22 protein-coding genes are annotated in these 20,309 nt (G+C 63.6%); 18 read left to right on the top strand and 4 right to left on the bottom strand.

The genetic code is table 11. The features are described from left to right. Positions 1–256: 256 nt before the first annotated feature. The 3 genes from F7R11_RS03840 (at position 257) to F7R11_RS03830 (ending at position 1,673) form a co-directional block, all read left to right on the top strand. A complete protein-coding gene (locus F7R11_RS03840) occupies positions 257–889 on the top strand; it encodes a response regulator (RefSeq protein WP_009277190.1) in 633 nt (210 codons plus the stop codon). Positions 890–1,013: 124 nt separating this feature from the next. After that, positions 1,014–1,454: a response regulator gene (locus F7R11_RS03835; RefSeq protein ID WP_064801325.1), complete on the top strand. Its 441-nt coding sequence runs from the start codon at positions 1,014–1,016 to the stop codon at positions 1,452–1,454. 78 nt (positions 1,455–1,532) lie between these two features. Beyond that, a complete protein-coding gene (locus F7R11_RS03830; RefSeq protein ID WP_021196250.1) occupies positions 1,533–1,673 on the top strand; it encodes an entericidin A/B family lipoprotein in 141 nt (46 codons plus the stop codon). A 78-nt stretch (positions 1,674–1,751) separates the two neighbouring features. Here the strand turns inward: F7R11_RS03830 and F7R11_RS03825 are convergent, their stop codons facing one another. Further along, positions 1,752–3,200, bottom strand: a complete 1,449-nt coding sequence (locus F7R11_RS03825; RefSeq protein ID WP_064806128.1) for a sensor histidine kinase — start codon at positions 3,198–3,200, stop codon at positions 1,752–1,754. A 247-nt stretch (positions 3,201–3,447) separates the two neighbouring features. On the opposite strand from F7R11_RS03825, the gene F7R11_RS03820 reads away from it, so the two are divergent. Together F7R11_RS03820 and F7R11_RS03815 are read left to right on the top strand one after the other, a co-directional pair. Continuing rightward, complete coding sequence (locus tag F7R11_RS03820; protein ID WP_021196248.1) at positions 3,448–3,621, top strand: DUF1328 family protein; 174 nt, start codon at positions 3,448–3,450, stop codon at positions 3,619–3,621. Between the two features lie 154 nt (positions 3,622–3,775). Continuing rightward, the gene (locus F7R11_RS03815) at positions 3,776–4,204 is read left to right on the top strand and encodes a DUF883 family protein (RefSeq protein ID WP_021196247.1); all 429 of its coding nucleotides are present in this window, start codon (positions 3,776–3,778) and stop codon (positions 4,202–4,204) included. Positions 4,205–4,386: 182 nt separating this feature from the next. Here the strand turns inward: F7R11_RS03815 and F7R11_RS03810 are convergent, their stop codons facing one another. After that, the gene (locus tag F7R11_RS03810; RefSeq protein WP_021196246.1) at positions 4,387–4,707 is read right to left on the bottom strand and encodes a DUF1840 domain-containing protein; all 321 of its coding nucleotides are present in this window, start codon (positions 4,705–4,707) and stop codon (positions 4,387–4,389) included. Between the two features lie 175 nt (positions 4,708–4,882). Between F7R11_RS03810 and argS the strand changes: the two genes are divergently transcribed. The 5 genes from argS (at position 4,883) to F7R11_RS03785 (ending at position 10,021) form a co-directional block, all read left to right on the top strand. After that, a complete protein-coding gene (gene argS / locus F7R11_RS03805; protein WP_064801323.1) occupies positions 4,883–6,673 on the top strand; it encodes an arginine--tRNA ligase in 1,791 nt (596 codons plus the stop codon). Positions 6,674–6,742: 69 nt separating this feature from the next. Beyond that, complete coding sequence (locus tag F7R11_RS03800) at positions 6,743–7,474, top strand: SPOR domain-containing protein (RefSeq protein ID WP_064806125.1); 732 nt, start codon at positions 6,743–6,745, stop codon at positions 7,472–7,474. 135 nt (positions 7,475–7,609) lie between these two features. Continuing rightward, the gene (locus F7R11_RS03795; RefSeq protein WP_021196243.1) at positions 7,610–8,266 is read left to right on the top strand and encodes a thiol:disulfide interchange protein DsbA/DsbL; all 657 of its coding nucleotides are present in this window, start codon (positions 7,610–7,612) and stop codon (positions 8,264–8,266) included. A 115-nt stretch (positions 8,267–8,381) separates the two neighbouring features. After that, the gene (locus F7R11_RS03790) at positions 8,382–9,173 is read left to right on the top strand and encodes an SDR family oxidoreductase (RefSeq protein WP_064801321.1); all 792 of its coding nucleotides are present in this window, start codon (positions 8,382–8,384) and stop codon (positions 9,171–9,173) included. Further along, on the top strand, positions 9,173–10,021 hold the full coding sequence (locus F7R11_RS03785) for a helical backbone metal receptor (protein ID WP_064801319.1): 849 nt from the start codon (positions 9,173–9,175) through the stop codon (positions 10,019–10,021). Before F7R11_RS03790 ends, F7R11_RS03785 begins: the two co-directional genes overlap by 1 nt. A 64-nt stretch (positions 10,022–10,085) precedes the next feature. On the opposite strand, the gene F7R11_RS03780 is transcribed toward F7R11_RS03785, so the two are convergent. Continuing rightward, a complete protein-coding gene (locus F7R11_RS03780; RefSeq protein ID WP_021196240.1) occupies positions 10,086–10,472 on the bottom strand; it encodes an antibiotic biosynthesis monooxygenase family protein in 387 nt (128 codons plus the stop codon). 23 nt (positions 10,473–10,495) lie between these two features. Further along, a complete protein-coding gene (locus F7R11_RS03775; protein WP_021196239.1) occupies positions 10,496–11,575 on the bottom strand; it encodes an MBL fold metallo-hydrolase in 1,080 nt (359 codons plus the stop codon). Between the two features lie 163 nt (positions 11,576–11,738). Here F7R11_RS03775 and F7R11_RS03770 point away from each other — a divergent pair, with 163 nt between their 5' ends. From F7R11_RS03770 to F7R11_RS03730, 8 genes are all read left to right on the top strand, one after another. Continuing rightward, entirely contained in the window at positions 11,739–12,236 is a 498-nt protein-coding gene (locus F7R11_RS03770) for a MerR family transcriptional regulator (RefSeq protein WP_064801316.1), read from the top strand. Positions 12,237–12,404: 168 nt separating this feature from the next. Further along, positions 12,405–13,586: an isovaleryl-CoA dehydrogenase gene (locus F7R11_RS03765; RefSeq protein WP_064801314.1), complete on the top strand. Its 1,182-nt coding sequence runs from the start codon at positions 12,405–12,407 to the stop codon at positions 13,584–13,586. Between the two features lie 175 nt (positions 13,587–13,761). Continuing rightward, positions 13,762–15,612: a bifunctional isocitrate dehydrogenase kinase/phosphatase gene (aceK, locus tag F7R11_RS03760; protein WP_064801312.1), complete on the top strand. Its 1,851-nt coding sequence runs from the start codon at positions 13,762–13,764 to the stop codon at positions 15,610–15,612. A 23-nt stretch (positions 15,613–15,635) separates the two neighbouring features. Then, positions 15,636–16,316, top strand: a complete 681-nt coding sequence (gene can, locus F7R11_RS03755; protein ID WP_021196235.1) for a carbonate dehydratase — start codon at positions 15,636–15,638, stop codon at positions 16,314–16,316. Positions 16,317–17,018: 702 nt separating this feature from the next. Continuing rightward, positions 17,019–18,200: an acetyl-CoA C-acetyltransferase gene (locus F7R11_RS03745; protein WP_064806123.1), complete on the top strand. Its 1,182-nt coding sequence runs from the start codon at positions 17,019–17,021 to the stop codon at positions 18,198–18,200. Positions 18,201–18,222: 22 nt separating this feature from the next. Then, positions 18,223–18,936 carry an SDR family oxidoreductase gene (locus F7R11_RS03740; RefSeq protein WP_064801310.1) on the top strand — a complete coding sequence of 238 codons (714 nt, stop codon included), beginning with the start codon at positions 18,223–18,225 and terminating at the stop codon, positions 18,934–18,936. After that, on the top strand, positions 18,930–19,166 hold the full coding sequence (locus tag F7R11_RS03735; protein ID WP_021196232.1) for a hypothetical protein: 237 nt from the start codon (positions 18,930–18,932) through the stop codon (positions 19,164–19,166). The genes F7R11_RS03740 and F7R11_RS03735 overlap by 7 nt, the downstream gene beginning before the upstream one ends. Positions 19,167–19,172: 6 nt before the next feature. Then, positions 19,173–20,303, top strand: a complete 1,131-nt coding sequence (locus tag F7R11_RS03730; RefSeq protein WP_021196231.1) for an acyl-CoA dehydrogenase family protein — start codon at positions 19,173–19,175, stop codon at positions 20,301–20,303. Positions 20,304–20,309 lie beyond the last annotated feature (6 nt).

The following is a 20,309-nucleotide window of genomic DNA, read 5'->3' as shown; positions in this document are numbered from 1 at the left end:
GTACGCAGTGGCCATCACGGGGCGGATACCACCGCCCCGTTTTCTTTTTTCTGGGCGCCCCTCGCATGTTGCGACGCGATCACACTCGTAGGCGCCGATGGAAGCCCAGAGAAAACCGCCGGAACCGGCGAGGCGAATCGAACACGCAGGCGACTCCGGTTTCACGCCACAGTCCGATACAATTGCTGTCGCATCGAACCAACAAGCGCAGCGCGCGCTCCGGCATCTGCCGGGCGTGCCGTCCACGAGGAGCAGCATGATTCGCGTCCTGATTGCGGACGACCATGAAATCGTCCGCGCCGGCCTTCGGCAGTTTTTGTCTGAAGAGCGGGACATCGAAGTTGCAGGGGAAGCAGCGAGCGGGGAAGAGGTGATGGAGCAACTCCGCACCGGCGCCTTCGACGTGGTCGTACTCGACATCTCCATGCCCGACCGCAACGGCATCGATACGCTCAAGCTGGCACGCCAACGCCATCCGGATCTGCCTGTGCTGATCCTGTCCACCTTTCCGGAAGACCAGTACGCGATCAACCTGATCCGCGCCGGTGCTTCAGGCTATCTGACCAAGGAAAGTGCGCCGGATGAGCTCGTCAAGGCCATCCGCACCGTGTCGCAGGGCCGCCGCTATGTGAGCCCGACCGTCGCCGAACTGCTGATCGGCGGCCTGGAAAAGCCGACCGACCAGCCCTTGCACCAGACGCTGTCCAAGCGCGAATTCCAGATCTTCTGCAAGCTCGCGCGCGGGCAATCGGTGTCGATCATCGCGGAAGAGCTGTTTTTGAGCGTCAAGACGGTCAGTACCTACCGCACCCGCATCCTGGAAAAGATGGGCATGAAGTCCAATGCCGACCTGACCTATTACGCCATCAAGAACGGCCTGGTGGAGTGACGCTTCACCGGATGGAAAACCAAGGCAACACGGCCCGCCCAAAGGGCTAACCGGCCGGAAATCCTGTTGGCATGTAGGACAACGCCTGATACCACCCGGGCGGCCCGCTGGCTACCATCAACGCATGCTGGATCAAGCTGTTACCCTCTCCGCCCGTGGATTGCGCGTCCTCCTCATCGAGGACTCCCCTGTGCTTCGCGGCATGGTGCTGGAGTACCTCAAGGCATCCGCTTTCGTCGCGGTTGTCGAATGGGCCGACACGGAAGATTTGGCGCTGCGCCAGCTGGCGCAAGGCCACTACGATGTCGTGATCGTCGATCTGCAATTGCGTCAGGGGAATGGTTTCAAAGTCCTCCAGACGTTGCGCGATCAAGCATCGCCCAGCGTGCGCATCGTCTACACCAATCACGCGCAGGTGCCGACCTACCGGCAGCGCTGCTTTGAAGCTGGCGCCAACTACTTCTTCGACAAGTCGCTCGAACTCGACAAGGTGTTCGAGGTCATCGAAGAACGTGCCGGCGCGGCACGCCCCCGTCAGCAGACCGTGCACCATCCGCACGCCTGAGACCTGCCCGCCAGCGGCCGCCATGCTGCGAAACCGAACATCGCCCACATTGCTTTCGACCCCCACAAGGAGCGTTTCATGAAGACCCTGTGTGCTGCAATTGCGTTGACGTGCATCTTCCTGGCCGGCTGCAACACCATGGCGGGTGCCGGTAAGGACATCCAGAATGGCGGCCAGAAGCTGGAAAACGCCGCCGACGATGTTAAGCAGAAGATGTAAGCGCCGCGTTGTAAGGCGCGCATGAAAAAAGCCCCTTAACCTGGTTAAGGGGCTTTTGCTTTTCTGTTGCCCTACTTTTCAGACCAGCGCGCCGCCCTCGCCCGAGCCTGGTGCCACACCACCGGGCAGTGTGTGCGGACCAGCAGGCCCGCTGTCGCTAACGCCCTCGCGATAGAACACCGCGTCAGTGGGCGGCAACTCGGCAATGATGGTCACACCACCGCCGGGCGTCGAATCGATGGTCAACGTGCCGCCCAGCGCAATGGCGCGCTGCTCCATGCCCAGCAGGCCGTGATGGCCCACCATGCGACGGCGTTCGATGTCGGCCGGAAAGCCACGGCCGTTGTCGCGCACGCGCAGGCGCACGCCCTCTTCGCTGGCATCCAGCGCCACGGACACCGTCGTCGCATGCGCATACTTCGAGGCGTTGGTCAGCGACTCCTGCACGATGCGATACAGAGCGATCGCCGCATCATCGGTGAGCTTGGGCATCTCGTCAGGCAGGCTGACCTCGGTATGCCAGCCGTTGCGCACGCCAACGTCCTCGGTCAGCTGCGAGAGCGCTTCAACCAAACCCAGGTTGAGCAGGATGGTCGGGCGCAGGTCTTCAATCAGGCGACGTTTGATCTGGATGCCCTGGTCCACATGCGACATCACGCGCGTAATTTTTTCACCCACGGCCGGCTCGATGGACGTGATGCGTGAGCGCAGCCAGTGCAAATCCATCTTGGTGGCGGTGAGGATGGCCCCCAGCTCGTCGTGCAGCTCGCGCGCAAGGCGCGTCTTCTCGTCTTCAGTCACGCGCTGCAAGTGGGCGGCTAGGTCGGACAGCTGGCGCGTGCGTTCGCGCACCATACGGTCGAGCTTCTGGCTTTCCTCTTCGAGCAGGTCGCGCTCCTGCTCGGTGGCGGCAAGACGCTTGGCGTGCTGCATGCCCAGCGTCACCAGCAAGATGATGTTGACTGCGGTGATGAGCGCGATGCCGTAGCGCGAGAGCGCCAGATCGCGCTCGGCGTGCTCAAGGCTGCGGGCCACGGTGCCGATCTCGCGCTGGCGCAGCCGGTCCAGGCCCTGACGCACGGCTTCCATCGAAGCCTTGCCGAAATCGGTACGCACGAGGTCGAGCGCCACCTCCAAGTCACGCTTGCCGTAAATCAGCGTGAGCTCCATCTCGGTGAGCTTGCGGCTGACCTGCAGCGCCGTCTCCGAGAACAGCTTGAGTGCTTCTGGATCGTTGGCGTAGTGATCGCGGATCTCCGCCATCAATGCGTGGATATGCGGAATCGCCTTGTTGTACGGGTCGAGGTATTCGTCCTTGCCCGTGAGCAGGAAGCCGCGCTGCCCGGCCTCGGCGTTGACGAGTTCGGCGAGCAGTTCGTTGATGGCGGTTTCTGCCTGCTGCGACTGAATCACCTGCCGATACCCTTGGCTCAGGCGGATGTTGCCCGTCTCCGAGGCAATCAGCACGCCCAGCGTCAGCAGAATGCCGCCGGCGAGCAGCAGGGTGGAGCGCAAGGATGACCGCATGGCATGCAGACCCATGTGAACGCATGAAACGCATCCGGCCGCCCGACGCGGCGCACGTTGCGTGTGTTTTTTTATGGCAATGCCCATGATACCCCGTGGGCGAGCCGGGCGACACCTAGGACGCACCCGCCCAGGCACGCGGTGTGCTTGGGAGTACGCCAACAGGGAGCCTGGTCCTGACGCAATGCAGCACAAGACACATCTCCCTGCGATACACCGCATTCCCCCCCTATCCGGAGGCAACAACATGCTGAAGTGGGCACTCATTTTCGCCATCGTTTCTGTGGTGGCCGGCGTACTGGGTTTTACCGGCATTGCCGCGGGCGCGGCGAGCATCGCCAAGATCCTGTTCTTCATCTTTGTCGTGCTGTTCGTGCTGTTCCTGGTGCTTGGCGTCACGATCTTCAAGGCGGTTGATTAGCACCGGCTGCGCAGACGAGAAGGCACGGCCCACGTCTTGCTAGCTCACATGGCAGACGGCCCGCCTTTTCATGATGCGCAGGAGCCGAAATCGCAACTGACCCACTGCGCCGCCGGTATGTGCTTGCCGCGGCGCCACGACGAGGAGCTTCGCCATGTCTCTCTTTGCCAGCCAACGCATTCGCAACCGATTCGAAGACGTTAGCGAGCACGCGCGCCGCGCACTCAACGGCACTAGCGCGGCCGTCAATCACGCTCGCCATGCCGCGCGTCCTGCCGTGGAAGATGTACAGAGCCTGCTGCACTCGCTTGAAGACGCGATCGAAGCCCTCGCGGATGAGGGCAGCGCCGAGGCTAGTCGCGCCCGCCGCACACTGCGGGCGCGTGCCGACGCATTGCGCCATACCGCCAATGATCGTGCGCATCAGGCACGTGAACGGATGGACTGGGCGCTCGGCCGCACGCAGGAAACCATCAGCGCGGCGCCATTCAAGTCGATTGGGGTAGCGGTGGCGATCGGCGCGGCCATCGGCCTGGTCGTCGCACTGGCAGGCGGTGGCAGCCGTCGCGCGGAAGCGGAATAGCCAGATCGCTTGCGATGGGCCGGCAGAGCCAACCCGGCCCTCGACAAGGAACCTGCAGACACTTTACGGAGGCGCGGGGACCGGCAGGCGCCGCCCCCACCTTCAGCATCCCCGCTACCGGCCCCCGTGGCCAGATGCCCGGACCAACCCGTTTGGCGGCCGGGCTTTTCTTTGGGCGAAGCTCAGACGCCCCAGAGCACATTGGCCTCTTCGGCCAGCGATTCCTCCAGCATGTGCAGCAGCGGGTACGCACGCTGACCGAGGTGCGGCGGCTCTTCCTCGCCGTCTTCGTCATCCTTGGCGGTCAGTTCGGCCACATGGATATGCGCCTGATGCGTATCGTCCTTGATGGCGCGCTTGAGGCGGTCGATGGCGTGGGGCATCTCTTCGGGCGTGATGACGCCGCGCTCGCCCAGCGTCTTGCCGATCACGCCCAGCAGCACCATGGCGAGATCCTTCTGCATGGAAAACTTTTGCGAAGCGTGCGAAGTAAAGGTGATCATGATTTCGTGGTTTCCCTGAGTTGGGTGGAGCCGCAGATTGCCACGGGGCGGACCGGATACCTCTAGGACCGTGGCGCACCTGATAAAATTTCGTACTTTTCCCCGAACAACGCAACTGGCGGCGCCGAAACTGGATTTCAACCGGTTTCAGCACTGTCGGCGTCATGGTTTCTTTATGCTGCCCTCCCACAAACAGACGATCGCCCAATTGTTGTCCGACGCCGTCGGCTCGCTGCTGCCCGAAGGCCAGGCCCGACCGGAGATCGTCCTGGAGCGCCCCAAGCAAGCCGCGCACGGTGATATCGCCTGTAACGTCGCGCTGCAACTGGCCAAGCCGCTGGGCAAGAACCCGCGCGAACTCGCTGGCAGCATTGCTGACGCCATCCGCGCCGATGCCCGCGGCCAGCGCCTGGTCTCCGCCGTGGAGATCGCCGGCCCCGGCTTCATCAACCTGCGCCTGTCGGCCGCCGCGCGTGCCGATGTGATTGCCGCCGTGTTTGCCGAAGGCGACCGGTTTGGTGCCGCCAACACCCATGACGGCGCCCCGGTGCTGGTGGAATTCGTCTCGGCCAACCCGACCGGCCCGCTGCACGTCGGCCACGGCCGCCAGGCCGCGCTGGGCGATGCACTGGCCAGCCTGCTCGACTGGCAGGGCCACACCGTCCACCGCGAGTTCTACTACAACGACGCCGGTGTGCAGATCCACAACTTGGCCGTCTCCGTGCAAGCCCGCGCGCGCGGCTTCAAACCCGGCGACGCCAACTGGCCCGAAGCCGCCTACAACGGCGACTACATCGCCGACATCGCCGCCGATTACCTGGCCGGCAAGACCGTCCGCGCCTCCGATGGCGAACCCGTGACGGGCGCCGGCGACGTCGAAAACATCGAAGCCATCCGCCGCTTTGCCGTCACGTACCTGCGCAACGAGCAGGACATCGACCTGCAGGCCTTCGGCGTGAAATTCGACCGCTACTACCTGGAATCGTCGCTCTACACCGAGGGCAAGGTGCAGCAGACGGTCGATGCCCTCATCGCCGCCGGCAAGACGTACGAACAGGAAGGCGCGCTGTGGCTGCGCACGACGGACGACGGCGACGACAAGGACCGCGTCATGCGCAAGTCCGACGGCGCCTACACCTACTTCGTGCCCGACGTGGCCTACCACACCACCAAGTGGGGCCGCGGCTTCACGCAGGTCATCAACGTGCAGGGCAGCGACCACCACGGCACCATCGCCCGCGTGCGCGCAGGCCTGCAGGGCCTGAACATCGGCATCCCCAAGGGCTACCCTGACTACGTCCTGCACAAGATGGTCACCGTGATGAAGGACGGCGCCGAGGTGAAGATCTCCAAGCGCGCCGGTTCGTACGTGACGGTGCGCGACCTGATCGAATGGTCCAACGGTGATGCGGAGAGCGAATCCGGCGTCGACACCATCCGCGCCTGCGTGGAAGCTGGTGAGCCGAACTGGCCCGCTCGCTTCACGCGCGGCCGTGACGCCGTGCGCTTCTTCCTGCTGTCGCGCAAGGCCGATACGGAATTCGTCTTCGATGTGGACCTGGCGCTGAAGCAGAACGACGAGAACCCGGTGTACTACGTGCAGTACGCCCACGCACGCATCTGCTCGGTGTTCGAGCGCGCTGGCGTTGATGCCGCCTCGCTCACCAGCGCCGACCTGGCCGCGGTAACCGGCCCGGACGCCAGCCCGCAGGCAACGGCCCTGGTGCAGCGCCTTGCGGCCTTCCCCGACATGCTGGCCGATGCCGCGCGCGAGTTGGCCCCGCATGCCGTGGCCTTCTACCTGCGCGACCTCGCGGGCGACTTCCACGCGTTCTACAACGCCGATCGCGTGCTGGTCGACGACGAAACCGTCAAGCGCGCGCGCCTCGCACTGCTGGCCGCCACGCGCCAGGTGCTGCGCAACGGGCTGGCGGTGATCGGCGTCTCCGCGCCTCAAAAGATGTAAAGCCCGCAGCGACGACCGCAGTGACGACACACGGCGCTCTTATAATCGGGCGCTTCTAGAAGGATGGACATGGCACGCAATACGCAATCTTCCCGTGCCCGCTCGCAACGGGGCGGCACGTTTCTGGGTCTGGTGCTTGGCCTGATCGTCGGTTTGGCGATCGCCGTCGTGGTGGCGGTGTACATCACCAAGGCGCCGGTGCCGTTCGTGTCGCGCAACGGCGCGCAGCCCAAGCCGAGCGAGCCGGGCACTGTGGTCAACCCGCTGCCGACGCCCGCGCCAGCCGCACCGCAGGCCAGCGCCCCGGCCGCCGATCCGAACGCCCCGCTGTGGAGCCGCGTGCCGGCCAAGCCAGTGGACCAGGTGCCGGAGCCGAACGCCCCGCCGCCGGTAGCTACTACCACCCACCCGACCGAACCGGGCACGACCACGCAGCCGGCCAGCACGCCTGCCGCGCGCCCGCCCAAGCAGACCACCCAGCCCACGCCGCCCGCAACGGCCTCCAACGAGAAACCCGTGGCGGACCCGATTGCCGAGATTGCCCGCCAGGACGCCGCCAAGACAGGCTATTTCCTGCAAGTGGGCGCTTACAAATCGGCCGACGATGCCGAGCGCCAGAAGGGCAACCTCGCCATGCAGGGCTTCGAGGCCAAGGTGACGCAGCGTGAAGTGAACGGCGCTACCATGTTCCGCGTGCGCATGGGCCCGTACAACTCGCTGGACGAGATGACCGCCGTGCGCAGCCGCCTGCAGGCGTCGGGCGTGGAATCGTCAGTCATCCGCTTCGCTCGCCAGCAGTGACATGAAAACACGCAGCCCGCTTGAACCCGGCGGGCTGTGATCTGTCAGAAACCTGAGATTCAGTTACGCTGGCACCCGCCTTGGGCTGCACAGATTCGGTTTCCCTGGCTTTCCCGCCTATTTCGTCCATTCGCCATGAAAAAACTCGCTGCTTTCCTGATCGCCCTCGCTACCGGCGCCGGTTTCCTGATGACCGCGCCGGCCCAAGCCGCGCCCACCGCCGGCAAGGAATACAAAGTGCTGCAATCGCCGCAGCCGGTGCCTGCGGGCAAGATCGAGGTGACGGAGTTCTTCTGGTACGGCTGCCCCCATTGCTACGACTTTGAAAACACCTGGACGGCCTGGGTGGCCAAGCAAGGCAAGGACGTGGTGATCAAGCGCGTGCCGGTGGCCTTCAACGCCAAGCTGGAACCGCATACCCGCATCTATTACACGCTGGAAGCGCTGGGCAAGCTGGACGCCAAGGACGCCAGCGGCCGCACGCTGCACGACCGCGTGTTTGACCAACTGCACAAGAACTACCGCTCGATGTCGGAGCTGGACGACATTGCCAAGTTCATGGCCGCCAACGGCGTCGACGAGAAGCAGTTCCGCGACGCCTACAACTCGTTCAGCGTGAACTCCAATACCAAACGCGCCGCACAACTGGCCGATCAGTACAAGATCGAAGGTGTGCCGACCATCGTGGTGCAAGGCAAGTACACCACGTCGCCGGCCGATGCTGGCAGCAACGTGGGCGCTGCGCAGACGCTCGACTACCTCGTCCAGCAGGTGCGCGACCGCAAACTGTGATGGATGACCGCGCCTGGGGCTTAGCCCAAGGGCGTGATACCGCCACCAACGCCCGCCTCCGTGCGGGCGTTTTTCGTGCCGACCTTCCCTGCCCTTCCTCGACAGGACACCCGACATGAGTCAAATCGTCTTCATCACCGGCGCTTCCAGCGGCATCGGCCAGGCACTCGCACGGCAGTACGCCGCCCAGGGCGCCACGCTCGGGCTGGTCGCACGGCGCGTCGACGTGATCAACGACTTCGTGCAAACGCTGCCGGCCGGCATCCGCGCGCATTGCTACGCCGCCGACGTGTGCAGCGCCGAGTCGATGCATGCCGCCGCTGAAGCGTTCATCGCGGCGGCCGGCGTGCCTGACGTGGTCATCGCCAACGCCGGCATTTCAGAGGGCACCGACCTGAGCGAACCGGGCGATCTGGCAGCGTTTGCCCGCGTGATGGACACCAACTGGATGGGCACGCTCAACACCTTCCAACCCTTCGTCCAACCGATGCTGGCGCGGGCCAAGCCAGGCGCACCGGGTGGCACGCTGGTCGGCATTGCCAGCGTGGCAGGCGTGCGCGGGCTGCCGGGTGCAGCGGCGTACAGCGCGTCCAAATCGGCGGTGATCAAGCTGATGGAGAGCCTGCGCGTCGAGTTCGGCCCGCGCGGTCTGCGTGTGGTGACCATCGCCCCCGGCTACATCCGCACACCGATGACCGCGCACAATCCGTATCCGATGCCATTCCTGACGCCGGTGGACGTGTTCGCACAGAAAGCCGTGGAGGCGATCCACCGTGGCGTGCGCTTTACCGTGCTGCCGTGGCAGATGGGGATCGTGGCCAAGCTGCTGCACGTGCTGCCGCGCTGGCTGTATGACTTTGCCTTTGCGCGCGCGCCGCGCAAGCCCCGCAAACCAGAGAACGCCTGATGATGTTTACCGATGCGCTAGGCGTTGCCCACGCCCCCGTCGATACCACACCGCGCATCGCAAGCCTGGTGCCGTCCATTACCGACCTGTTGTTCTCGCTCGACCTGGGCGATCAGCTTGTCGCCCGCACCGGCTTTTGCATTCACCCGCGCGAGGCGGTGCGCAACGTGCCCAAGGTGGGCGGCACCAAAACAGTCAAGCTCGACAAGTTGCGCGAGCTGGCACCCACGCACGTCATCGTCAACATTGACGAGAACACGCGCCCGACCGTCGACAAGCTGCGCGAGTTCATCCCCAACATCATCGTCACGCACCCGTGCGCGCCGGAAGACAACCTCGCGCTATACCAGTTGCTGGGCGGCATCTTCCGTCGCGAGGCGCAGGCGCAGAAGCTGTCAGACACGCTCACGCAAGAGCTGGAAGCCCTGCGCGGCCGCCACTTCCTGCCGCACCGCGTGCTGTACGCCATCTGGCAAGACCCGTGGATGACGGTGTCGCGCGACACGTACATCTCGCGCATGCTCAAGCTCATCAATTGCCACACGTGGCCAGACGATCCGTCGCCCGTGCAATGCGGCACGGACAAGAGCGGTGACTGTGCCCGCCCCAACCGTCCCGACACGCGCTATCCCACCTTCCGCTGGAGCGACGAGGTAGTGCGCAACATCGACTGCGTACTGCTCTCCACCGAGCCCTACAGCTTTACCGAAGAGCACGTCGACGCGCTGGAAAAGCAGATCGGCAAGCCGGTCTACCTGGTCGATGGCGAGATGGTGTCGTGGTACGGCAGCAAGGCCATTGAAGGCGTGCGGTATCTGGCGCAGTTCGGAAAGACGTTGCGCCTGTAGCGCAGCAACCGCCCAAAACAAAACCCGCCAGCAGGCGGGTTTTTCGTTGGCGGTGGGCCAAGTGCTAGCGCAGGAAGTTGTAGTCGTACTCCACCTTGGCAATCCGCAGGTGGTACGTCGCATACCACTGCTCACGCCCCATCTTCTGCGCGGTCAGGTGCTCGACCTGGTTCTTCCACTCGCGAATGGCCTCCAGCGACGACCAGTACGACACGGTGATGCCAGGCCGCCCCTGCTCCGTTGCCCCTTCATCGCGCACGGATTCAATGCCCAGGAAGCCCGGCATGTCACGCGCCAGCTCGACCATGCGATCGGCCATCGCGCCGTAGCCGTTGTCGCCATCGGTGCGCGTGGACGAGAAGATCACCGCGTAGTACGGCGCCACGGGCGTGTTGGCGGGAAACGGCAGAACGGCGGCGCTGTCATCAAGAACGTCGTGCTGGTCGGCCATGCTGGGCTCCGGTGGAATGCGCTTTAGGTTGCTACGTGAAAGCGGATGATGCCATCGGTGCCGGTCTCGCGCACCAACTCGCCCCGATGCCACAGGGCGTGCAGGTGTGCCAGCGCCTCGCCCATCGCAAACGTCATCTGGTGCACATCGAACTGGCGTTTGAAGATGACGTTGACGATGTCACGCGCGGACTGCGGCGCGGCCTTGCACGCGGCCAGCGTTTCGGCCAGACGGTCGACGTGGTGATCCCGGAGTTGGCGGATGCGCGTATGCAGCCCGCGGAACGGCCGCCCGTGCGACGGCAGGATCAGCACATCGGCCGGCAGCGGCTCGTACTTGCCGAGCGAATCCAGATACAGCGTCAGCGGATCAGCCTCGGGTTCCAGATCAAACACGCTCACGTTGGTGGAGATGCGCGGCAGCACCATGTCACCGGAAATCAGCACGTTGGCATCTTCACTGTAGAGCGCGACATGCTCGGGCGCATGGCCGAAGCCGGTGATGACACGCCACTTATGCTGGCCGATGGTGACGACGTTGCCGTCCATCAAGCGGCGGTACTGGCCCGGGACACCCGGTACCAGCGTGCTGTAGTAATCCTTGCGGTTGCGGATGCCATCGATGGAGGTGGGGTCCGTCAGGCCGTGGCGCTCGAAGTGGCGCGCGGCAAATTCGCCGCCGGCGTTCGAGGCGCCCGTACCGCCCACCAACATGCGCGCGAACGCATAGTCGCCCAGACTCATCCACAGGCGCACGTTCCAGCGTTTCTGATCGCCGCCCTCGCACAGCCAGTTGGAAAGGCCAACGTGATCGGGGTGGCAATGCGTCACCAGCACGCGTAGCACCGGCAGGCCGTCGAGATGGTTCGCGAAGATGGTTTCCCAGTACCCGCGAATGGCTTCGTGGTTGATGCCGCAGTCGACGATGGTCCAGCCGTCCTGCCCGTCCTGGTGATCGCGCAGCAGCCAGAGGTTGATGTGATCGAGCGCAAACGGCAGCGGCATGCGCAGCCAGTAGATGCCGGGGGCGACTTCAAACCGCGTGCCGCCTTCGGGAAGCGTGTCGCCAAAGGGATAGTCGAGTTGGTGTTCGAGCGCGTTCATGGGTGTGGTCTCAAGTGCCGCCTTCGGAAGGCAGTCTTCATGCATTGCGGTTTGACGCCATTGACGCTAACGTAAACGTCAATTCGTCGCCGGTCTCCCATCTTAAGCGAAAACTTAAATTGGCTGCCCGATGCGCACCCGCCATCACAGGATCACCCGCCGTATGTCTGCTTCCACCCCGTCTGCCGCCGCTGAGCTTGCCGCTGATCTCGAATCCGGCGAGAGCTGCGAACATGACGATGTCAGCTACACCATCACCGACCTCGCCCGCGAATTCGACATCACCCCGCGCGCCATCCGCTTCTACGAAGACCAGGGCCTGCTGGCACCGGATCGCCAGGGGCCGGGCGGACGCCGCCGCGTGTACTCCGCCGGCGAGCGCACACGCCTGAAGCTGACCTTACGCGGCAAGCGGCTCGGGCTGTCGCTGGGTGAGATCAAGGAGATCCTGGATCTGTACGAATCGCCGCGCGATACGGTGCCGCAGCTGGAGCGCTTTCTGGCGTCACTCGCGCAGCACCGCGCCGTGCTCACGCAGCAACTCGATGATCTGAACGCCCAGCTGGCCGAAATCGACCAGCACGAGCGCCAATGCCGTCGCCTGCTGGAAGACGCCCAGGCAGGCACGGCCAAACCGCCGAAGCGACGCAAGGCAGCTTGATTCGGTAAATTTACGCAGTTGACGTTTACGTAAACGTCAATACAATACGCAACACCCTGCAGCATCCTCCCGGCACGGGTGTGCCCGCCACAAGCGACGTGCACCTCACAACGCCAAACACATACCTAGAGACACTCGCGGCCAACACCGCGCCCAAGGAGACCCACCATGATTGACCTGCCCGGCTTGAAATTCGACTTGGGCGAAGACATCGAGATGCTGCGTTCGGCCGTGCGCGACTGGGCGCAGGGCGAACTGGCACCGCGTGCAGGAGAGATCGACCGCACCGACCAGTTCCCGATGGACGCGTGGCGCAAGATGGGTGAGTTGGGTGTGCTCGGCATCACGGTGGCCGAGGAGTACGGTGGCGCCAACATGGGCTACCTGGCGCACATGATCGCCATGGAAGAAATCAGCCGCGCCTCGGCGTCGGTTGGCCTGTCGTATGGCGCGCACTCGAACCTGTGCGTCAACCAGATCCACCGCAACGGCACGGCAGCCCAGAAGGCCAAGTACTTGCCCAAGCTGGTGTCGGGTGAATGGGTGGGCGCCCTCGCCATGAGCGAGCCGAATGCCGGGTCGGATGTCGTCAGCATGAAGCTGCGCGCCGAACTCAAGGGTGACCGCTACGTGCTCAACGGCACCAAGATGTGGATCACCAACGGCCCCGACTGCGACGTTCTGGTCGTCTACGCCAAGACTGAGCCCGAACTGGGCGCACGCGGCATGACCGCGTTCCTGGTCGAAAAGGGCATGAAGGGCTTCTCGGTGGCGCAGAAGCTGGACAAGCTCGGCATGCGCGGCTCGCACACCGGTGAGCTGGTGTTCGACAACGTGGAAGTGCCGGTGGAGAACATCCTCGGCCAGGAAAACGGCGGCACCAAGGTGCTGATGAGCGGCCTCGACTACGAGCGCGCTGTGCTCTCCGGCGGCCCGATCGGCATCATGCAGGCTTGCATGGACGTGGTTACACCGTACATCCACGACCGCAAGCAGTTCGGCCAGAGCATTGGCGAATTCCAGCTCATCCAGGGCAAGATGGCCGACATGTACACCACGCTGCAGGCGTGCCGCGCGTACCTGTACACGGTCGGCAAGAACCTCGATTCGCTGGGCCGCGACCATGTCCGCCAGGTGCGCAAGGATTGCGCCGGTGTGATCCTCTATACCGCCGAAAAGGCCACCTGGATGGCCGGCGAAGCCATCCAGATCCTGGGCGGCAATGGCTACATCAACGAATTCCCGGTCGGCCGCCTGTGGCGTGATGCCAAGCTGTACGAGATTGGTGCCGGCACGTCGGAAATCCGCCGCATGCTGATCGGGCGCGAGCTGTACGCAGAAACGATGTAAGGCGGGCGCCTAGCAGTCGTCGCGGACAGGCGGGTGGCACGGAGCCATCGGCCAAACGGATAAGGAGGCGGAACGGTTTCAGGGCGTGAACACGGCAGCAGAGGCCATACAATCTAGGTCTTCGTGGTTGGCTGCTTCTCTGATCGCTTTTCCGCCCTCCCCCCGCGCGCACGCCATGTCCCATTTCCCCAAGCTCCTGTCCTCGCAGATTGCCTTCGACGTCGCCCGCACGATGCTCGACGGGTTCGACAAGCACTACCGCTTGTTCCGCGAAGTCTGCATCCAGGCCAAGGTGGCGTTCGAGCAGGGGGACTGGCCGGCCATGCAGCAATTGCAACGCGACCGGATCGCCTACTACGACGAACGCGTGCGCGAAGCATCGGTCATCCTGGAAGACGAATACGACGCCGAGAACATCGACGACGAGATCTGGCGCCAGATCAAGCTGCACTACATCGGCTTGCTGACCAACCATCACCAGCCGGAACTGGCCGAGACCTTCTTCAACTCGGTGTGCACGCGCATCCTGCACCGCTCGTACTTCAACAACGATTTCATCTTTGTGCGGCCGGCCATCTCGACGGAATACATCGAGAACGAAGAGTCGCCCACCAAGCCGACGTACCGCGCCTACTACCCCGGCTCGCGCGACGGCCTGGGCACCTGCTTCGAGCGCATCGTGCACAACTTCCAGCTCAATGCGCCATTTGAGGACCTGGAACGTGATGTCGGCTACCTGGTGCGCGCAGTGGAAGAGCAGTTTGGCGATTTCCGTATCTCGCCGAATTTCCAGGTGCACGTGCTGTCGTCGCTGTTCTTCCGCAACACGTCGGCCTACATCATTGGGCGCGTGATCAACGGCGACAAGTCCTACCCGCTGGCCGTGCCGATCATGCGCAATGCCGACGGCCAGTTGCGCCTGGACACCGTGCTGCTGCGTCCGGAACAGTTGATGATCCTGTTCTCGTTCACGCACTCGTACTTCATGGTGGACATGGAAATTCCGTCCGCCTACGTGACCTTCCTGCGTGACCTGATGCCGCGCAAGCCGCGCGCCGAGATCTACACCTCACTCGGTCTGCAGAAGCAGGGCAAGAACCTGTTCTATCGGGACTTTTTGCACCACCAGCAGCACTCGTCGGACAAGTTCATCATCGCGCCCGGCATCAAGGGACTGGTAATGCTGGTGTTCACGCTGCCGTCGTACCCGTACGTCTTCAAGGTCATCAAGGACTACTTCCCGCCGCCGAAGGAAACCACGCGCGAGCTGATCAAGAGCAAGTACCAGCTGGTGAAGCGCCACGACCGCGTGGGCCGCATGGCCGATACGCTGGAGTACTCCGACGTGGCCTTCCCACTGTCGCGCTTTGATGAGGCGCTCATCAAGGAGCTGGAGAAGCACGCCCCCTCGATGGTCGAGTACCAGCGCGGCGAAGACGGCAGCGAAGAAATCGTCATCCGCCACCTCTACATCGAGCGCCGCATGACGCCGCTGAACATCTGGCTGCACGAAGGCACCGATGCGCAGGTCGAGCACGGCATCATCGAATACGGCAACGCCATCAAGGAACTCATCGCCGCGAACATCTTCCCGGGCGACATGCTCTACAAGAACTTTGGCGTGACGCGCCACGGCCGCGTGGTCTTCTACGACTACGACGAGATCGAATACCTGACCGACTGCAACGTCCGCAAGGTGCCGCAAGCGCGCACCGAGGAAGAGGAGATGTCGGGCGAGGTCTGGTACAGCGTTGGCCCGCACGACATCTTTCCGGAAACGTACGGCACGTTCCTGCTGGGCGATCCACGCGTGCGTGAGGCCTTCCTCAAGCACCACGCAGACTTTTTCGATCCGGCCATGTGGCAGTCCTACAAGGACCGCCTCCTGTCCGGACACATTCACGATTTCTACGCGTATGACGCAAGCGAACGCTTCGTCAACCGATACGGCACCGGCGCACAGGGGACAGCAGCCGAACACCCTACCGAACAGGTCACAACAACGCTGCAGCGCGCCGCCGCCTAACTCTCTCAACACGACGGGAAACCATGCCTCATCGCATCAAAGAACTTTTTGAGAACAACCGGAAGTGGGTCGAGCGCGTCAACGCCGAAGACCCGGAATTCTTCTCCGCGCTTGCGAACCAGCAGAACCCCGAATACCTGTGGATCGGTTGCTCGGATTCGCGCGTACCCGCCAACCAGATCATCGGCCTGCCGCCGGGTGAGGTGTTTGTCCATCGCAACATCGCCAACGTGGTGGTGCACTCGGATCTGAACTGCCTGTCAGTGCTGCAGTTTGCGGTGGAAGTGCTGAAGATTCGGCACATCACCGTGGTGGGCCACTACGGCTGCTCGGGCGTGAAGGCTGCGCTGACCAAGCAGCGGTTCGGGCTGGCAGACAACTGGATTCGTCATGTGCGGGATGTGGCGGAACAGCATGAGACGTACCTCGGCACGGTGGTCAATGACCAGTCGCGACACGACCGCCTGTGCGAGTTGAACGTGATCCACCAGGTCAACAACGTGTGCCTGACGACGGTCGTGCAGGACGCGTGGGATCGTGGGCAGCAGCTGACCGTGCATGGATGGATCTATGGCGTGAAGGACGGGATGTTGCGCAATCTGGGCATGGCGGTGAATTCCAATGAGGAATTGCATGCGCAGCTTTCGGATGCGTGGCTGAACTATGGGAAGGATGGGAGTGCGCCGACTCCTACGGGGTACTGATTTTGTTGTTGGGGGTGGTCTTTTGTTGGTGGTCCATCCCCTGTTTCATCCCCTGCCGGGGCTGACTCACTTTCTTTGTCTTGCCAAAGAAAGTAAGCAAAGAAAGGCGCGCCCAAGATGGCGACCCATCCCTTGAATTTATGTCGCAGGGAGGGGAAGGGAAAAACTCGCTGCGCTCAAACAGTTTCCCTTCCTTTTCCTCCCTGCAACAGAAATTCAAGGCGCCATCTAGGGCATCAACGGCCACACCGTCGGAGCGCCAACGCTGTAGTGGGTACGCGGCAAGACGCAAAACAAACGCAGTAACGAATGCGCGGCAAAGCGCGAAGCAAACGGCAACACAGCAACACAGCAACAATCAAGAGCCTGACAGCGCACGCACACCAACGGTTTGGCCGTTGACGTTCCTGCCCTAGATGGCGCCTTGAATTTGTGTAAGCGGGCGGAAAAAAGATGGGGAACTGTCTGAGCGAAGCGAGTTTTCCCCATCTCCGCCCGGTTACACAAATTCAAGGAGGGGGTCGCCATCTCGGGCGCGCCTTTCTTTGGTTACTTTCTTTGGCAAGACAAAGAAAGTGACTCAGCCCCGGCAGGGGATGAAACGGAGATGGACCAACAAGGCCCACCCAAAGCAAGAGACACATAACCCTGCACCACAAGTGCAGAAACATGTTGCAAGCACAGACCCAGGAGATTGCAGAAATGTCCGACCGCATCGTCATCGTCTCAGCAGCCCGCACCCCGATGGGCGCCTTCCAGGGCGAACTCGCCAGCCTCACTGCCCCGCAACTCGGCGCCGCCGCCATCCGCGCGGCAGTCGAACGCGCCGGCCTGAAGCCCGAGCAGATCGAAGAAGTCATCATGGGCTGCGTCCTGCCCGCAGGCCAAGGTCAAGCACCGGCCCGCCAGGCAGCACTCGGCGCAGGCCTGCCGCTGTCGGTCGGCTGCACCACGGTCAACAAGATGTGCGGCTCGGGCATGCGCGCAGCAATGAACGCGTATGACGCATTGCTCGCCGGCTCGTTGGACGTGGTCGTGGCCGGCGGCATGGAAAGCATGACCAACGCCCCGTACCTGATCCCGAAAGGCCGTGGCGGCTACCGCATCGGCCACGGCATGATCTACGACCACATGATGCTGGACGGCCTGGAAGACGCGTATGACAAAGGCCGCGCCATGGGCACCTTCGGCGAAGACTGCGCCGAGAAGTACGGCTTCACGCGCGAGGCGCAAGACCACTTTGCAATGACCTCCGTGCGCCGTGCACAGGAGGCCACCGAATCCGGCGCGTTCCGCTGGGAGATCACGCCCGTCACCGTGTCCAGCAAGGCCGGTGACACCGTCATCGACACCGATGAAGGCCCGCGCCGCATCAAGGTCGACAAGATCCCCTCGCTCAAGCCCGCCTTCAAGAAAGACGGCACGGTGACGGCGGCATCGTCTTCGTCGATCAACGATGGTGCCGCGGCGCTGGTGATGATGCGCGAGTCCACCGCCAAGCAACTCGGCATTACGCCGCTGGCGGTGATGCTTGGCCACACCACCCATGCGCAGGCACCGGGCTGGTTCACCACCGCACCGGTCGCAGCCATCGACAAGCTGTTCAAGAAGCTCGACTGGAACAGCAACAATGTCGACCTGTTCGAGATCAATGAGGCGTTTGCCGTGGTGCCGATGGCGGCCATGCACGACCTGCACATCCCGCACGAGAAGGTGAACGTGAACGGCGGCGCGTGTGCGCTGGGCCATCCGATCGGCGCATCGGGTGCGCGCGTGATGGCCACGCTGCTGGGTGCGTTGCAACACCGTGGGGGCAAGCGTGGCGTAGCGAGCCTGTGCATTGGCGGCGGTGAAGCCACCGCTGTCGGCATCGAACTCTACTGATCGAAAGGAAAAAGCCCGCACGATGACAAATGCAACGTCCCGCCGCACGCGCACCGCACTCATCCTGGGTGCGTCGCGCGGCATTGGCCTGGAAACCGTCAAGCAGTACCGAGCCGACGGCTGGCGCGTGATCGCCACCGTGCGCACGCAAGAAGCCGCGCAAGACCTGCAGGCCCTGGGTGCCGAAACGCATGTGCTGGACCTGACCGACGCCAACGCCATCGCCGGCCTTGCGTGGAAGCTCGACGGTGAAGCGCTGGACGTGGCGATCTACGTGGCGGGCATCTACGGCCCGCGCACGCAAAACGCCACGCCGGTCAGCCAGGCTGACTTTGATGCCGTGATGCACACGAACGTGTGGGCGCCGATGAGCGTGCTGCCTGCCGTGCTGCCGATGGTGGAAGCTGGCCGCAATGGTGCGAACGAAGCGGGCGGTGTGCTGGCTGTCATCTCCAGCCGCATGGGCAGCATTGGCGATATGGGCAGCAGCGCAGGCTGGCTGTATCGCACCAGCAAGGCGGCGGTGAATGCCGCGCTGCATGCGCTGTCGTTCGATGCGCAAAAGGCGACGTGCCTGACCCTCCACCCCGGCTGGGTGCAGAGCGACATGGGCGGCGCCGGCGCGGCCATCACGCCGCAAGAGAGCGTGGCCGGCATTCGCCGCGTGATTGCCAATGCCACGCGCGCTGACAACGGCGGGTTCCGCAACTACGACGGGAGCACAATCGAATGGTGAGCTTCCCAACCGACCAGCGCACGGCCATGCTCGCACTCAAGGGCGTCGGGCCAACCGTGATCGCGCGGCTCGAGCAGATGGGCTTCAGCCAACTCGAGCAACTGCGCGACGCCAGCGTGGACGAGATCGTGCGGGGCGGCGCAGCCCTCACTGGCTCAACGTGCTGGCGCAACAGCCCGCAGGCACGCAACGCAATCGGCGCAGTCGTTGCACTTGCCAAAACTTGGTAGAGCACCATGCTGCTGACGCCTGAACAAGACATGATCCGCGACGCCATCCGCACCTTCGTGCGTGAGGCGATCACACCGCACGCGGCCGCGTGGGACCGCGATGCGACGTTCCCGAAAGACGTGCACCGCCAGCTCGGCGAGCTGGGCGCGTATGGCGTGGCCGTGCCGGAAGAACTCGGCGGCGCAGGGCTCGACTACCTGTCGCTCGCGCTGATCCTGGAAGAGATTGCCGCCGGCGATGGCGGCACCTCCACCGTCATCAGCGTCAATAACTGCCCCGTGTGCAGCATGCTGATGGCGTTTGCGAACGACGCCCAGAAGCAGCAGTGGCTCGTGCCGCTGGCACGCGGCGAGATGCTCGGCGCGTTCTGCCTGACCGAGCCGCATGTCGGCTCTGATGCCTCGGCCCTGCGCACCACCGCCGTGCGGGACGGCGACCACTGGGTGCTCAACGGCGTGAAGCAGTTCATCACCAGCGGCAAGCATGCCGACGTGGCGATCGTCATGGCCGTGACGGACAAGGCCGCAGGCAAGCGCGGCATCAGCGCGTTCCTGGTGCCGACCAAGACGCCGGGCTACGTTGTTGCACGGCTGGAGGACAAGCTCGGCCAGCATTCGTCGGACACGGCGCAGATCGTGTTTGAAGATTGCCGCATCCCCGCCGATTGCCTGCTGGGCGAAGAAGGCGCGGGCTACAAAATGGCGCTGTCCGGGCTCGAAGGCGGGCGCATCGGTATTGCCGCGCAGAGCGTGGGCATGGCACGCGCAGCCTTTGAGGCAGCACTGGCGTATGCCAAGGAGCGCGAGAGCTTCGGCCAGCCGCTGTTTGCGCATCAGGCGGTGCAGTTTCGCCTGGCGGAGATGGCCACGCGCGTGGATGTAGCGCGGCAGATGGTCTGGCACGCCGCCAGCCTGAAAGACGCAGGGCTGCCGTGTCTGAAAGAGGCGGCCATGGCCAAGCTCAACGCCAGCGAGATGGCCGAGCGCGTGTGCTCCGACGCCATCCAGGTCTTCGGCGGCTACGGCTACGTGAGCGACTTCCCGGTGGAGCGCATCTACCGCGACGTGCGCGTGTGCCAGATCTACGAAGGCACCAGCGATATTCAAAAAATCTTGATCGCCCGCGCACTCGCGTAGGCCTTT

This window comes from Ralstonia insidiosa (assembly GCF_008801405.1).
GTDB classification, from domain to species: domain Bacteria; phylum Pseudomonadota; class Gammaproteobacteria; order Burkholderiales; family Burkholderiaceae; genus Ralstonia; species Ralstonia insidiosa.
Note: the sequence above shows the minus strand (reverse complement) of the source record. Positions and strands in the feature narration are given on the sequence as shown.